The following is a 14,892-nucleotide window of genomic DNA, read 5'->3' as shown; positions in this document are numbered from 1 at the left end:
TAGTGGTTGTCAAATAAACGCGTAAAGGAAAAAATTATGCGGCACGCATCGCGAGTATAATAAGACGATGTAGCGTGCTAGAATTCAGCGTTTAAACTATTTAAAAATTGATCCATCAGGAGACACCCACATGGCCAGCAGAGGCGTTAATAAAGTCATTCTTCTCGGGAATCTCGGACAGGACCCGGAAGTTCGTTACATGCCGAATGGCGGCGCAGTAGCCAACATTACCCTGGCCACGTCCGAAAGCTGGCGCGATAAGCAAACCGGCGAGCAGAAAGAGAAAACCGAGTGGCACCGCGTGGTGCTATTCGGCAAACTGGCTGAAGTCGCCGGAGAATACCTGCGCAAGGGTTCCCAGGTGTATATCGAAGGCCAGCTGCAGACGCGTAAATGGCAGGATCAAAGCGGCACCGACCGTTACACGACGGAAGTGGTCGTGAATATCGGCGGCACCATGCAGATGCTCGGCAGCCGTTCAGGCGGCGGCGCACCGGCGGGCGGTCCTGCTGGCGGCAACCAGCAGCAGGGTGGCTGGGGCCAGCCTCAGCAGCCGCAGGCGAACAACCAGTTCAGCGGCGGCGGACAGGCAGCGCGTCCGCAGCAGAACACAGCGCCGGCAGCGCCGAACAACGAACCACCGATGGATTTCGACGACGATATCCCGTTTTAATTCAAATCCGACTCGTTTGTTGAGCCGTCAGCTAAAAAACCCCGAGATATCGGGGTTTTTTATTGCGTGGAGATCATCGGGGCGCGCCTGCGGGTCAATGAATTGCAACCCATAGTTATGCCGTGGGTTATATCCTCGATTTAGAAGACGGATAGTCGGCCTCTTTCATCATATGAAAATCCCTTGGGCTGGATGACACAGTTAAAACTACCTTGACTGAGCCTGGGCAAGCACGGCCCGGCATCGCGGCTGGAGCAGCAGATTGAGATCATCAGGTAAATACCGAAGACCAAGCAGAAGTTTGTCACCGAGATGCTGGATAACGTGATTGGTAAAACGAGTAGGGATCACCATGGCAGGCTACGTCCCGCTCTCGGCGCGGGTCTGGGCATTTATCACACTGGCCATCACCGCGCTGTTCTACTTCTCACTAGACGGCGTATTAGACATCTATGCAAGATTGTATATTTTGAGCGCGGCCCTGACGCCGTTCCTTAAAACGGCGGAGGAAATTGCTCCCCGGACGGCAATGAAAAACAAGATGGCTTGAGTCTCGCGTATTCAGGTAGGGTTGAAGCAGTGCCTCTTTTGATATTTCCCAAGCAGTGTCTGAGACAAAATCAGACACCGCTTATTTTCATTAGCAAAACGACCATACTAAAAAATAAAAATTAACTTAATGATAAACATCTATCATACTTATTCCCTACAACCCATTGCCTCTTGATATATTTACCAATCATTTTTTTCATAATAAATGAAATATTGAAAACACATCTTTAATATTTTAATACTCCCAAAAACCACCGTTGCTACATTAATTATCCTGCCATTTTTGAATAGACACATACGGTGAATTCCCAGCCGAAAAAACACCATAACTTAATGATATAAATGAATATTGAAACATCAATCATCTACAAGATTAGACAACTAAAAATAAATTAACATTTCTCATTGAAGAATCGATTTTCTTTGCGCATAATCGAACCCCAGCCAGGAAAGAAAGCTATAAAGTCACAGACATAATTCTTTATCTCGTTATTTTATGTCGTTTTTACTTAAATTTTTTTAAGCCACATACATTTTTATTTTAGAGAGATATAACTCCGTTCGATCTCTGATAAATAACCTTTAGCACTGTTTAAAGATACAGAAAAATAACATAAAAAATGGTCAGCGACATCATCAGATATTGATGAACCGTCAGTGATGAAAAATGCATCATAGTTAATTAATAAAATCAACAATCCATCCTATAGAGCAGCATCCATGTACGTGAAAGAAGCTACCAGACAATAGATTAACGACGCAAATCATCGTGAACCGGTCGAGTTTATTTGATAGATATAAAACAAGGAGCATGTTTATGAAAAAGACACTGGGTTTTGCCTCTTTTGCCATGGTTGCGTTACTCGCCAACGGCAACACACTGGCGGCATCCACTTCTACGGATGGCGCCAAACTGTATCTGCCCGGGGGTATTGATTATGTTTACAACAATACGTGGGGCAAGAGCGATGTGCCTAACGGACAACAGGCTATATACCTCAATAGTGCGAAGGATATGGGATGGTCGTGGTCGTGGATTAACGACATCAACTCGGTGAAGGGCTATCCTTCCATTGTACATGGATGGCACTGGACAAAGGGATACGGCACCAACACAGGCCTGCCGATTCGCCTGTCCGAAAACAAAAACATCAACACCTCAGCGGCATGGTCTTTCTCCAATACGTCAGGCACGTACAACGTCTCTTACGATATCTGGTTCCACTCAGACAACAAAGCAAGCTGGTCTTCCGCGCCGACCGATGAACTGATGATCTGGATGAACAGCACCAATGCCTCACCAGCCGGTAGCTATGTGAATACCGTCACCATCGGCGGCATTCCGTGGGATGTCTATAAAGGCAAGGTCAGCAGTTGGAACGTTTACTCGTTCGTGATCAAAAGCAACCAAACCTCCGCGAACCTCAATATCAAAAACTTCACGGACTATCTGGTCAACTCGAAGCGGTGGATGAGCAACACCAAATACATCAGCAGTATCGAATTCGGCACCGAGCTGTATAAGGGGTCAGGGACCTTTAAAATCTCCAAATGGAGCATAAGCATTAAATAATCCTGAAGCAGGCCGATGACGCAGAGATACCGAAGTTAAGCCACCGAAGTCCCCTTCTCGCTCGCCGGCCTGTTTTCCCCACCCCCAACAATAATACACTTAACATCATAATAAATATCACATTTTTAATCTCACCTGAAAAATGCTACCCTTAGTATTGAATAAATTATCTCCAATGGAGTAAGGAAAGGGTTTGCCTATATCAACTACAGATTCCTCTATTTGGCTTCATCTGGGTGCAAGCGCGTTCTTTCGATCGCATCAGGCTTGGTATCTTAACCAGCTGCAAAAGCAGGGCAACGAACGATGGCACATGGCGCTATCTAATATTCGAAATAGCTCAACGCAAGAAACGCTACAGCAGCTCAAGTCTCAGAACGGTCTCTACACGCTTGAAACGATTTCCCCTGACGGCGAACATACCTACGAAACGATAGACGCAGTCGATCAGATCATTCTTTGGGACAGCCAGTTAGCCTCCACGGTTGCCATAGGCACCGCCCCCGAGACAAAAATTATTTCTTTCACCGTTACCGAGGGAGGTTACTTCCTGGACGACGATGGCCACCTCGATCTTACCCACTCTGCGGTGCAGGCCGATCTTCGCGATGAAGGTGAAATAAATACTTTATATGGCGCATTGACGCTGATCTTGACCACCCGTCAGCAACAGCAAAGCGGACCGGTAACTCTGCTGTGCTGCGACAATCTGCTGCAAAATGGCGACAGTTTCTCGCAAGGTTTGCGTGAATTCCTTGTCGCCAAAGAACGCCAGGATCTCGTGGAGTGGATGACGGACAACACCTCCGCGCCGAACAGCATGGTAGACCGCATCACGCCTAAGTTTGACGACGCGCTTTATGCGCGTCTGAAAAAACAGGGCATTACCGACGACGCGGCTCCCCTTTCCGCCGAACGCTTCGCCCGCTGGGTGATCGAGGATCATTTCGTGAGCGAACGTCCGCCGCTGGAAGAGGTTGGCGTCGAATTCGTCGATGACGTCACGGCAGTAGAGGAAGCCAAAATCCGCCTGCTGAACGCCAGCCACAGCGGCATCGCCTGGGCCGGCGCTTTGCAGGACAAACGCTATATTGATGAAAGTTTAACGCCCCAGATCACGGCGTGGGTACGAGATTACGTGATGCAGGATGTATTGCCCGCGCTTCGCAGCCGCGGCATTACCCATGTGCAGGAAGATGAGTGCGAAAGCGTTCTCGCGCGCTTCGCCAACCGCGGCGTTCGCGATACCGTGGCCCGAGTCTCTTCGGATAGCATCGCCAAACTGCATGGCTTTATCGTGCCGACGCTGAAAGACCGGTATCGTCAGAATGAAGTCCCGCGAGCGACGCTGCGCCTGCCCGCGCTGTTTTTTCTCTTTATGCAGCAGCATCATGCTGGTGAATTGCCCTTCAGCTATGAAGATCGCGCCATCGACAGCGTCGACTTCGACGCGATTTTCTCAGCCGAAGATCCGCTGATCGCGTTCTCACAGCACCCCGCGCTGTTTGGTTCATTACGCCATCATGAAGCATTAGCTGACCAGCTGAGTTCCGCCGTTGAAGAAGTTCGCGCGGTGCTGCAGCCGGTGAGTGAAGGAGCATAATATGAAGAAGAACATTACGATTGTTGCAGGAACGATGGTGGCGGCCGCCGCCGCGATCGCCACGCTCTATCGCTGGCCGATAGCGCTGGGCGGTCTTGCCGCCTGGGTGACTACCGGCTCTTTCTTTCTGCAGGTGCTGCACATCATCCGCAATAAAGACACGACCGGCATCTCTCTCGGGATGTATGCCGCCCTGTTTTTCGGGGTGACGTCGTGGACTGCATACGGCTTCAACATCCAGGACATTCCTGTCATGACGGCCAACGGCATTACCGCCGTGCTGGCTATGGTGGTTATCGTTCTGAAGCTTTACCATGAACGTGAAATCAAGCCCTCGCGCCGCCATACCATCAAGGTAACACCGATGCCTTCGCGTCGCCGTATGCCGGTCGCCGACCCGCTAAACAAACAGCTGTAGTCTTTCGGGACGTCGCCGCAATGGCGGCCAGTATGCGTTAACGTACATGAAGGGAGGGAGTGCTCAGACAGGCTCCCTGCTTTATGAGAGGACGAAAGCGGCGAGTGCCACGCGCATTTTACCGCCTTTGAATAAACTGCCGGTATTTCGCGAGAAGAGTGAGGAAATCCTCCAGCCCGCACAAAGACAGGCTCTCCTCATCGTAGTAACTCATCCCCTCTTCCATCTCATTGCAGGTTAAAGAGAGCTGATTGGCGCGGATGATGACCTCTTCTTCATCCAACAGCAGGGAATATTCATGCCCCTGCAACTGCCACTGACGTTCGCTGCCGACCACCGAACGCGCGCCGGCTTCCACCTCATCCAGCACCGCCAACTGACCGTTGACTTCTTCATTCAGCCAGTGCCCAACGGCCTCATGTCCCATCGACATACGCACGATGACCACGCCGGTGACATCACGCAAAAATTCATAGTCCATCCCATAGCTCCTGAGAATAAGCCGCTTATCCGCGTCGTGGCCATTGCGCCGCCACACTGTTTCAACCACCTTTGGGGCTATCCCCGCCAGACACAGAGGAAGGCTTCCATCCGTTTTTCATACCGGGTTTATGCGCTGGCAGCGGCGGCCCACTATGACAAAGGGGCCACAGGCCCCCTCTTATGCGGCGCGCACTATAGCGTTTACATCGCCGTTTTACATCCGCGAATTACACGGCGCTTTGGAAGATCACTCCATCCGCTTTTTCCGTGTACTGGGACAGTCGGTCAAAGTTGAGATAGCGATAGGTATCCAGCGCCGTTTTATCGACCTGCGCCATATAAGTCTGGTACTCCTCCGGCGTCGGTAAACGTCCTAGTAAGGCGGCGATCGCCGCCATCTCAGCGGAGGCCAAATAGACGTTGGCGCCGTCGCCCAGACGGTTCGGGAAGTTACGCGTGGAAGTCGATACCACGGTCGCGCCGTCCGCCACGCGGGCCTGGTTACCCATGCACAGCGAACATCCTGGAATTTCCACCCTCGCCCCACTTTTACCAAAGACGCTGTAATAGCCCTCTTCGGTCAGTTGAGCCGCATCCATTTTGGTGGGCGGCGCCATCCACAGACGCGTCGGCAGCTGGCCTTTATGCTGTTCCAGCAGTTTACCGGCGGCGCGGAAATGCCCGATGTTGGTCATGCAGGAACCGATGAACACCTCATCGATTTTGCTGTTAGCCACGGAAGACAACAGGCGAGCGTCGTCCGGATCGTTCGGCGCGCATAGGATCGGCTCGGTCACATCGGCCAAATCGATCTCGATCACGGCGGCGTACTCGGCATCATCGTCCGCTTCCAGCAGTTGCGGAGCCGCCAGCCATTTTTCCATCCCCTGAACGCGACGTTCCAGCGTGCGGCGATCGCCATAGCCTTCCGAGATCATCCATTTCAACAGCACGATGTTGGAGTTGAGATACTCCACGATCGGCGCCTGACTCAACTTGATGGTGCAACCTGCCGCCGAACGTTCCGCCGAGGCGTCCGCCAGTTCGAACGCCTGCTCCACCTTCAGCTCCGGCAGCCCTTCGATCTCCAGGATCCGGCCGGAGAAGATGTTCTTTTTGCCTTTCTTCTCCACGGTCAGCAGCCCCTGCTGAATCGCGTAATACGGGATGGCGTGGACCAGATCGCGCAGCGTAATGCCCGGCTGCATCTTGCCCTTGAAGCGCACCAGCACGGACTCCGGCATATCCAGCGGCATCACGCCCGTCGCGGCGGCGAACGCCACCAGACCGGAGCCAGCCGGGAATGAAATACCAATGGGAAAACGGGTATGCGAGTCGCCGCCGGTGCCGACCGTATCCGGTAACAGCATACGATTAAGCCAGGAGTGAATAATACCGTCGCCAGGACGCAGCGAAACGCCGCCGCGGTTCATGATGAAGTCAGGCAGCGAATGGTGTGTCTGCACGTCCACCGGTTTCGGGTACGCGGCGGTGTGGCAGAAGGACTGCATCACCAAATCGGCGGAGAAGCCAAGGCAGGCCAGATCCTTCAGTTCATCGCGCGTCATCGGCCCGGTCGTATCCTGTGATCCGACGGAGGTCATTTTCGGCTCGCAATACTGTCCGGGACGAATGCCCGCCACGCCGCACGCACGGCCGACCATCTTCTGGGCAAGCGAGAAGCCCTTGTCGCTGTCGGCGACTTCTTTGGCGATACGGAAAACATCGCTGTGCGGCAGTCCCAGCGCTTCACGGGCTTTAGTCGTCAGCCCACGACCGATGATCAGCGGAATGCGGCCGCCGGCGCGCACTTCATCCAGCAGCACGTCGGTTTTCAATTCAAACGTCGCCAGGAGTTCATCGCTGTCGTGGCCGCGCACCTCGCCTTTATACGGGTAGATATCGATGACATCGCCCATATTCAGGTTGGCGACATCCACCTCGATGGGCAATGCGCCGGCATCCTCCATGGTGTTGAAGAAGATGGGGGCGATTTTACCGCCCAGCACCACCCCGCCGCCGCGTTTGTTCGGCACGTAGGGAATGTCGTCGCCCATAAACCACAGCACCGAGTTAGTAGCGGATTTTCGCGAGGAGCCCGTCCCCACGACGTCGCCGACGTACGCTAACGGGAATCCTTTTTTGTTCAGGGCTTCGATCTGCCTGATCGGACCGACCGCTCCCGGCTGATCCGGTTCGATCCCTTCCCGGGCATTTTTCAGCATCGCCAGCGCATGCAGCGGAATGTCCGGGCGCGACCATGCATCCGGCGCAGGCGACAGATCGTCGGTGTTGGTTTCGCCGGTCACTTTGAATACGGTCACGGTAATTTTTTCAGCCAGCGCCGGGCGGGAAAGGAACCAGTCCGCGTCCGCCCAGGCCTGCAACACCTGCTGCGCATGGGGATTGCCCGCTTTGGCTTTCTCTTCCACGTCATAGAAGTTGTCGAACATCAGCAGCGTGTGGGACAAGGCTTTGGCGGCGATGGGGGCAAGTGCCGCATTGTCCAGTGCGTTGATCAGCGGATGAATGTTGTAACCGCCCTGCATGGTGCCCAGCAGCTCGACGGCTTTTTCGGGGGAAATCAGCGGGGACGTGGCTGTGCCTGTGGCGATGGCGGCGAGGAAACCGGCCTTGACGTAGGCGGCCTCATCCACCCCCGGCGGCACGCGGTTAACCAGCAAATCAACCAGAAACGCCTCTTCTCCGGCAGGCGGTTGCTTCAACAAGTCCACCAAACCCGCCATTTGGGAAGCCTCTAACGGCTTGGGGACGATCCCTTGCGCAGCCCGCTCGGCTACGTGCTTACGATATTCTTCTAGCACGACATTCTCCTCGCTCTCATTATCTTCTTCGTGATACCCGCGCACGTTGTGCCCATGGTCATCCTCATGCCTGGAGTTCGGCGTGTGGAAGCAATATTTCGCGTGCCCGGCTCAGCGTCGTCGGTGTATCTGGGTTTGATCGCTCGTTATTTCGTTCACATAATAGCAACATTTAGCGCATTTAACCGCGATCGCGGTGGAATTATCGTTGCACAATCGCTCACTCTCTCACGTCGGCAGAATAACATGGGCGCGCAGAAACGCACCATTCGTTCACGAAAAGGCTAACGACGATGTGATTTATATCAATGAGTTAATATAACACCTATGCCGCAGCGCCCCTTGACGCACAGAGCGTTAGGCGCAACCGGTCAGGTCGGCTGAAAATGGTGGCGTAAGGCGGCGTGCAACGCCAGGAAGGGAACGGACTGGTGCGACTGTCCGGGATAAGTTTGCAGGGAGACATCCACTTCCGGCGCCCGTTTTTTCAACATCAGCGCCAGCTCGGATACGCCATCGACCATTCTGCGCTGCCGACGATGTTCATACAAAATCGCCCGTTGGCTGGAGGACAATCCCCGCTCCCACGGCTCCAGAGACTGCTCGTATTCGCCGACGCTCAACATCAGACTCACCGGGGAGACGGTCGGGTTTTGCAAATTGATTGAGGCCGCCTGGCGCAGGATGTACTCGCCATTCCACCACACTGAGGGGCTGCAGGCGTAATAGTGCTGGAAGCTCTCCCGCGCCCAGAACAGCGTATCCACGGAGAACAGTCCGCCGTAGGAGTGACCGAACAACGCTTCGCGTTGCAGGTCTATGGGATAGCGTGCCGCAATCATCGGTTTCAATTCTGCGATGAGAAAGCGGCGAAATCCGGCGGCGTCGCCCGCCATCCCGGCCGGATAGTAACCGCCTTGGGGATTGGGTTCCAGCACCCGGTGCGCCACCGCAGGACGGTAATCTCTATCGCGCCGGGAGGTGCCGACATAATCAATCCCCACCACAATCCCCGGCGTAATACCGCAGCGGGGACGGCTGAGCGACGCCATGACGGAAGCCGCCATAGAGAAATACTGGGCGCCGTCCAACAGATAAATCACCGGCCACCCTTCATCGGGGGGAACCGCCCCACCGTCTGGGCTCCACGTCATCACGCGGTAACGGCCGCGTACCGCAGACTCAACGATATCGTCCCTGGTATTGAGCAATTGATACACCCTTCCTCCTGTGTAACCGACGTCACTACCGCCGCGCCCAGGCGGGTTCCCTCTCGCCAGGCGGCGACATTGTTGCAGAGCGGCCTCATGCAGCCGTTCCGCTCGCAACGCCTTAGAAACTGGTGTTAATCCCCATAAAGAAGGTTCTGCCCGGCTCATTGAACGTGGCGGCACCGGCGCCGGCAATGGTAACGACATTGGTAGTCTGGTTCCTCACCGACTGCGTGTTGCCCGCACGGAACTGACGCTTATCGAACAGGTTATCCACACCCGCGGTCAGGCTCACATTGTTATTGAATTTGTAGGTTCCGCTCAGGCCGACAACCGAATAAGGGCTGACCTGCGTCAGCTCGGAGCCGCCGACCGCCTCACCTTTATAGTTATATTTCTTCGGCTTTTGGCGTCCGTACCAGGTCAAATCGGCCAACAACGACAGCTTGTCGGTCGCCTGCCAGCTTACCGATGAATTGAGCGTAAACTGCGGCGTGATGGAGAGGTAATCCCCGGTGGTTTTGTTCTCCGAACGCAGCATCCACGTTAGGTTGTTGTTCCAACTGACGGTGTCCGACACCGGAATAGTCAGCGAGCCTTCCAATCCTTCCACCACCGCCTTGGGCACGTTTTCCCACTGGAAGACGTAGGTGGTGCCATTGGTGCTCGTCCCAATGGGGGACATACCCGCTTCGATCTTGTTGCGGTAGTCATTGCGGAAATAAGTCAGACCCGCCTGATGGCCGTCACGGTGAAACGCCACACCGATCTCTTTGTTGACGCTGGTTTCCGCCTTCAACTCGTCGTTACCCAGCAGATAACAGCCGCTGGTCCCACTGACGTAGCAGCCTTGCCCGCGGCTATACAGCAGATAGTCCGGGTTGAGCTGGTAAAGGTTCGGCGCTTTGTACGCGCGTGCAACGCCCAATTTCAGCGTGAAGTCGTCGCCCAGCGCCTGCGAGAGATTGAGGCCGGGACTCCAGTTGCCGCCCGCGATACTGTGGTGATCGAACCGCAGCGCCGGCGTCAACATAGTGCTGGGCGTCAGCTCGATATTGTCTTCTGCAAATACAGAGGCGATACGCGCCGACATCTTGCCGCTGCGCGTTCCGTTGGCATAACCGTCAATCGTGCCGCCAGACAGCGCCTGCGAGGTCGACGACGGGTCTTTCATTTTTTGTTGCGACCACTCGACGCCCACCGTGGCGGTCTGGCTGAACAGCGCTTCAAACGGGATATTGACCTCGTTGTGCGCGGCCACCGCATCCAGCTTGGTCGTGCCATAGTCGTTGGCGCTGGAGAAAATGCCCTCCGAGCCTCCCGCCAGCCCTTCCGTGATACGGGTGTTTTGCGTGCGTTCATACTGCACATAAGACGTGGTGCTGATGCCGCTATCCCAGTAACCACGATGGGTCATCGCGTAGTTCTGGCGGTACATCCGGTTGGTCTCTTTGCCGTAATTGCCGACCACGTAGCTGTTGCTGTTGGTGTTTTGCGTATCGCCGGAGTAGATATTGCCCTGACGGCTCGATCCTACTTCGAACTCCAGCGACTGTTGTGCGGTGATGGCCCAGCGCAGCACGCCGTTAATGTCCTTGTTACGCCCCCCTTCACGCCCGGCGGGCAACGAGCTGGCATAGGCGCCGGTTCGCGCCGACTGGTGGCCGTCGTTGATGCCCCAGGCATCGGCCTGCGTTTTATTGAAGTTACCGTAGAGACGCAGACTGAGGTTATCGGTCAGGCCCCCCATCAGGCTGAAGTCAGTACGTTTAGTCGCGCCTTCCGCTTTATGCACCGGCATATTCATGTAAGCGTTCCAGGCGCCATGCCACTCTTTCGTCGGCTGTTTGGTGATGATATTCACCACGCCGCCCGCCGCGCCATTGCCATAGCGGGCCGCCGCCGGACCACGCAGCACGTCGATACGTTCGACCATGTCCGCAGGCACCCAGCCGGTGTCTCCTCGGGTATCGCGCTCTCCACGCCAGCCGTAGCGCACGGCGTTCCGGCTGGACACGGGCTTGCCGTCCACCAGAATCAACGTGTTTTCCGGCCCCATGCCGCGAATATCAATCTGCCGGTTGTTGCCGCGTTGACCGCTGGTCGAGTTTCCGGACAGATTCACCCCCGGCATGGTGCGGATAAGCTCCGACAAATCATTAACCGGTGGCCGTTTACTGATATCTTCCGCCGTGATGGTGGAGACACCCGGTGCCTGACGGGTCTGCTCTGCGGCAGTCACAATCATCGTATCCGCATTCTCCGCGCTTTGGCCCTGATACCTGGTGTTGGCGGCTGCAGTCTCGGTGAATGTCGGGGCTTTCGTCGTCGCGATCGGTTCCCTGATGTTGATCGCGGCCGCCCCTGCGGCGGTGGTTGTGTTCATCGTTTCGGCTATCTCAGCCCACGTCAGGCCGGACAAGGTGGAGCAGGCCAACCCTATCAACGTCGCCAAACAATGGCGGGGTGGGTATTTGGTCATTTGAATCGCCCTATCTCTTTATATTTGGAAAGACGGCTGCTGCTGACAGACCGGGGCATGTCTTTCCATTGTCCCTTATGCAATGGAAAGCAACCTACCGCGCGAAACGAAATGACCTGCGCGAAAAATGAACCGTCAGCAAGAAAGCATCACTGATAATCGTTTGCGTTACCCTTCTGGCACGATCATTGTTACATTTGTTTTCTGACGCGAGGTTTGTGCAAACGGCAAAATGTTTTGCGAAAACATCGAAATAGCCAGGGATAGCCGGACAAAAGGAAAGGAGAACATGGACAATAAAGTGCCAGAATCGAAAAATATATTTAAAAATCATATTGTTCAGAGTTCGGGATTAATTACCAGAGATTATCGCTTTCTGACGCCGGCCGGTATAGACGATACGCCGCTGTTGTCTGGTGCATTTAACGTCACTCAGCTCAACCACGATTTGATCCTGCACACTGCAGATGTGGTTAACCTGACCAATATGAAAACGCAGACGCTTCTGAACGGCGCGCTCAAGCTGGCGATTGTCGTCAACGGCATCGCGCATGTGACTTATGGCGAGCAGCAACTGCATCTCGGCAATGTCCAGCCCGCGTCGCTCATCGCGCTCACCGAGCCCACGCGTTTCAGCCGCCACGGCAAACGTAATGAGCATGAGCGAACGGTATCGCTGACCTTCAGCCAGGAGTGGCTATACGGGAATTTGCTGGACAGCGTCAGCGACTGGCAGGCCATTTACGACTTCTCGCAAACCCATCTCGCGACTCACCTCTGGATACCGTCCCGGCAGGCGCAGGCCATCGCCTGCCAGATCCTCAATTCGCCAGGATGTAGCACCCCGCTGCAGCGGCTGTATCTGGAAAGTCAGTGCATGCTGCTGATTATCGAAGCCCTCAGTTCTTTGACCGCCACAAGTCAGGCGAAGCACCGGGACGGCCTCGACCTGCGCAATCATCACCGCATTCAGCAAGTCCGCGACATGCTGGAAAGCGGCGAAGCAGACCTGTTCTCGATGGACGAAATCGCCAAGTGCGTCAACATGAGCGCCTGCACGCTCCAGCGTCATTTCCGCCACACCTTCAACGTCACCGTCTTCGAATACCTGCGCACCTGCCGACTGCGGCGCGCCATGCTGGCGCTGCAACGCGATGGCATCGCGATTTCTCAGGCGGCCAGCCTCGCCGGCTACAACAGTTCGGCCAACTTCACCACCGCCCTGCGCCGCACTTTCGGCGTGACGCCGGGACAAATCAAAGAGCGCTTTTAGTACAACGCGCCAGCGGCGTTATGGCACGCTACCCAGCTTATGGCGCTTGGTTATACGATGTCAGCCTACGTCAGGTTCAGGTGGCGTCTCTCGCCACCTGCTGGCGATCCTCAGACGAAAAAATCCGGCGGTATATAACCCCGGACTTTTTCATTTTATCGTGACACGCAGGCGCTTATTTCGCCTGCGTACCCTCGCCGTCAGCTTATTTTTTCTTCGCTTTCGGGTTCGGCAGGTCGGTAATGCTGCCTTCGTACACTTCCGCCGCCAGCCCGATAGATTCGTGCAGCGTCGGGTGAGCGTGGATCGTTAACGCGATATCTTCCGCGTCGCAGCCCATTTCGATAGCCAGACCGATTTCACCCAATAGTTCACCGCCGTTGGTCCCGACGATCGCCCCGCCAATAATACGATGGCTCTCTTTTTCGAAAATCAGCTTGGTCATACCGTCCGCACAGTCGGAAGCGATAGCACGGCCTGACGCCGCCCAAGGGAAGACCGCTGTTTCGTAGCTGATGCCCTTCTCTTTCGCTTCTTTCTCCGTCAGACCAACCCACGCCACTTCCGGTTCGGTGTAGGCGATGGACGGAATCACTTTCGGATCGAAGTAATGTTTCTTACCGGCGATGACTTCAGCAGCCACGTGTCCTTCATGCACGCCTTTGTGCGCCAGCATCGGCTGACCGACGATATCGCCGATGGCGTAGATGTGCGGCACGTTGGTGCGCATCTGTTTGTCGACGTGGATAAAGCCGCGATCGTCAACTTCCACCCCAGCCTGACCGGCGTCGACCGATTTGCCGTTCGGCACGCGGCCGATAGCCACCAGCACCGCGTCATAGCGCTGCGGTTCAGCCGGCGCCTGTTTGCCTTCCATCGTCACGTAAATGCCGTCGTCTTTCGCTTCGACCGCCGTCACTTTGGTTTCCAGCATCAGGTTGAATTTCTTGCTGATGCGTTTGGTAAAGGTTTTCACGACGTCTTTATCAGCAGCCGGGATCACCTGATCGAACATTTCGACGACGTCTATCTTGGAACCCAGCGCGTGGTATACGGTGCCCATTTCCAGACCGATGATACCGCCGCCCATGACCAGCATGCGTTCCGGTACGGTTTTCAGCTCCAGCGCATCGGTGGAATCCCACACGCGCGGATCTTCATGCGGAATAAACGGCAGCTGGATCGGACGGGAGCCCGCCGCAATGATCGCGTTGTCGAAGTTGATGGTGGTGTTGCCGCCTTCGCCTTTAACAACCAGCGTGTTCGCGCCGGTGAATTTGCCGAGACCGTTAACGACTTTAACTTTACGGCCCTTCGCCATCCCTGCCAGACCGCCGGTCAGCTGGTTGATGACTTTTTCTTTCCAGGAGCGAATCTTGTCGATGTCGGTCTGAGGTTCGCCGAACACGATACCGTGCGTGGCAAGCGCTTTAGCTTCTTCGATGACTTTCGCAACATGCAGCAAGGCTTTGGAAGGGATACATCCGACGTTGAGGCAAACACCGCCCAACGTGGCATAACGTTCTACCAGTACGGTGTCCAGACCTAAGTCCGCGCAGCGAAACGCGGCAGAATATCCTGCCGGGCCCGCGCCAAGCACCACCACCTGGGCTTTAATTTCAGTACTCATCATGACCTCTTGTTTTGTTTGTCCGGCGGTCAGACGTGGTTGTTAGGGATCAGTACGCCCGTCATCCACCGGGACGCCCCACACTGACATTGAGTTTACAGCGTTGTTAACGCTCCGCAAGACGAGCCAGGGGGATCTGCGTCTCAAACATGCCGCGGCAACAGCTTGC

General features: G+C 55.2%; 11 protein-coding genes. 6 read left to right on the top strand and 5 right to left on the bottom strand.

Annotated features, from left to right (window positions below; translation table 11 throughout):
• Positions 1-130: 130 nt before the first annotated feature.
• The 5 genes from ssb1 (at position 131) to I6N93_RS02585 (ending at position 4,819) form a co-directional block, all read left to right on the top strand.
• On the top strand, positions 131-673 hold the full coding sequence (gene ssb1, locus I6N93_RS02605; protein WP_085689203.1) for a single-stranded DNA-binding protein SSB1: 543 nt from the start codon (positions 131-133) through the stop codon (positions 671-673).
• A 352-nt stretch (positions 674-1,025) separates the two neighbouring features.
• Positions 1,026-1,223, top strand: a complete 198-nt coding sequence (locus I6N93_RS02600) for a hypothetical protein (protein ID WP_085689206.1) — start codon at positions 1,026-1,028, stop codon at positions 1,221-1,223.
• Positions 1,224-2,042: 819 nt separating this feature from the next.
• A complete protein-coding gene (locus I6N93_RS02595) occupies positions 2,043-2,798 on the top strand; it encodes a GH12 family glycosyl hydrolase domain-containing protein (protein WP_232100104.1) in 756 nt (251 codons plus the stop codon).
• 193 nt (positions 2,799-2,991) lie between these two features.
• Positions 2,992-4,401 carry a D-arabinitol 4-dehydrogenase gene (gene dalD / locus I6N93_RS02590; RefSeq protein WP_085689212.1) on the top strand — a complete coding sequence of 470 codons (1,410 nt, stop codon included), beginning with the start codon at positions 2,992-2,994 and terminating at the stop codon, positions 4,399-4,401.
• A gap of 1 nt (position 4,402) precedes the next feature.
• Positions 4,403-4,819, top strand: a complete 417-nt coding sequence (locus I6N93_RS02585; protein WP_085689215.1) for a SemiSWEET family sugar transporter — start codon at positions 4,403-4,405, stop codon at positions 4,817-4,819.
• 118 nt (positions 4,820-4,937) lie between these two features.
• Here the strand turns inward: I6N93_RS02585 and yacL are convergent, their stop codons facing one another.
• The 4 genes from yacL to I6N93_RS02565 all read right to left on the bottom strand — a co-directional run bounded on the left by yacL (position 4,938) and on the right by I6N93_RS02565 (position 11,820).
• Positions 4,938-5,300 carry a protein YacL gene (yacL, locus tag I6N93_RS02580; RefSeq protein WP_085689218.1) on the bottom strand — a complete coding sequence of 121 codons (363 nt, stop codon included), beginning with the start codon at positions 5,298-5,300 and terminating at the stop codon, positions 4,938-4,940.
• Positions 5,301-5,529: 229 nt separating this feature from the next.
• On the bottom strand, positions 5,530-8,127 hold the full coding sequence (gene acnB, locus I6N93_RS02575) for a bifunctional aconitate hydratase 2/2-methylisocitrate dehydratase (protein WP_085689294.1): 2,598 nt from the start codon (positions 8,125-8,127) through the stop codon (positions 5,530-5,532).
• 371 nt (positions 8,128-8,498) lie between these two features.
• The gene (locus I6N93_RS02570) at positions 8,499-9,347 is read right to left on the bottom strand and encodes an alpha/beta hydrolase (RefSeq protein ID WP_085689222.1); all 849 of its coding nucleotides are present in this window, start codon (positions 9,345-9,347) and stop codon (positions 8,499-8,501) included.
• Positions 9,348-9,459: 112 nt separating this feature from the next.
• Entirely contained in the window at positions 9,460-11,820 is a 2,361-nt protein-coding gene (locus I6N93_RS02565) for a TonB-dependent siderophore receptor (protein WP_085689225.1), read from the bottom strand.
• 289 nt (positions 11,821-12,109) lie between these two features.
• Between I6N93_RS02565 and I6N93_RS02560 the strand changes: the two genes are divergently transcribed.
• On the top strand, positions 12,110-13,093 hold the full coding sequence (locus tag I6N93_RS02560; protein ID WP_085689228.1) for a helix-turn-helix domain-containing protein: 984 nt from the start codon (positions 12,110-12,112) through the stop codon (positions 13,091-13,093).
• Between the two features lie 205 nt (positions 13,094-13,298).
• On the opposite strand, the gene lpdA is transcribed toward I6N93_RS02560, so the two are convergent.
• Positions 13,299-14,723 (bottom strand): dihydrolipoyl dehydrogenase, encoded by a 1,425-nt coding sequence (gene lpdA / locus I6N93_RS02555; protein WP_085689231.1) that lies wholly within the window; start codon positions 14,721-14,723, stop codon positions 13,299-13,301.
• Positions 14,724-14,892: the final 169 nt, after the last annotated feature.

Source organism: Lonsdalea populi (assembly GCF_015999465.1).
GTDB lineage: Bacteria > Pseudomonadota > Gammaproteobacteria > Enterobacterales > Enterobacteriaceae > Lonsdalea > Lonsdalea populi.
Note: the sequence above shows the minus strand (reverse complement) of the source record. Positions and strands in the feature narration are given on the sequence as shown.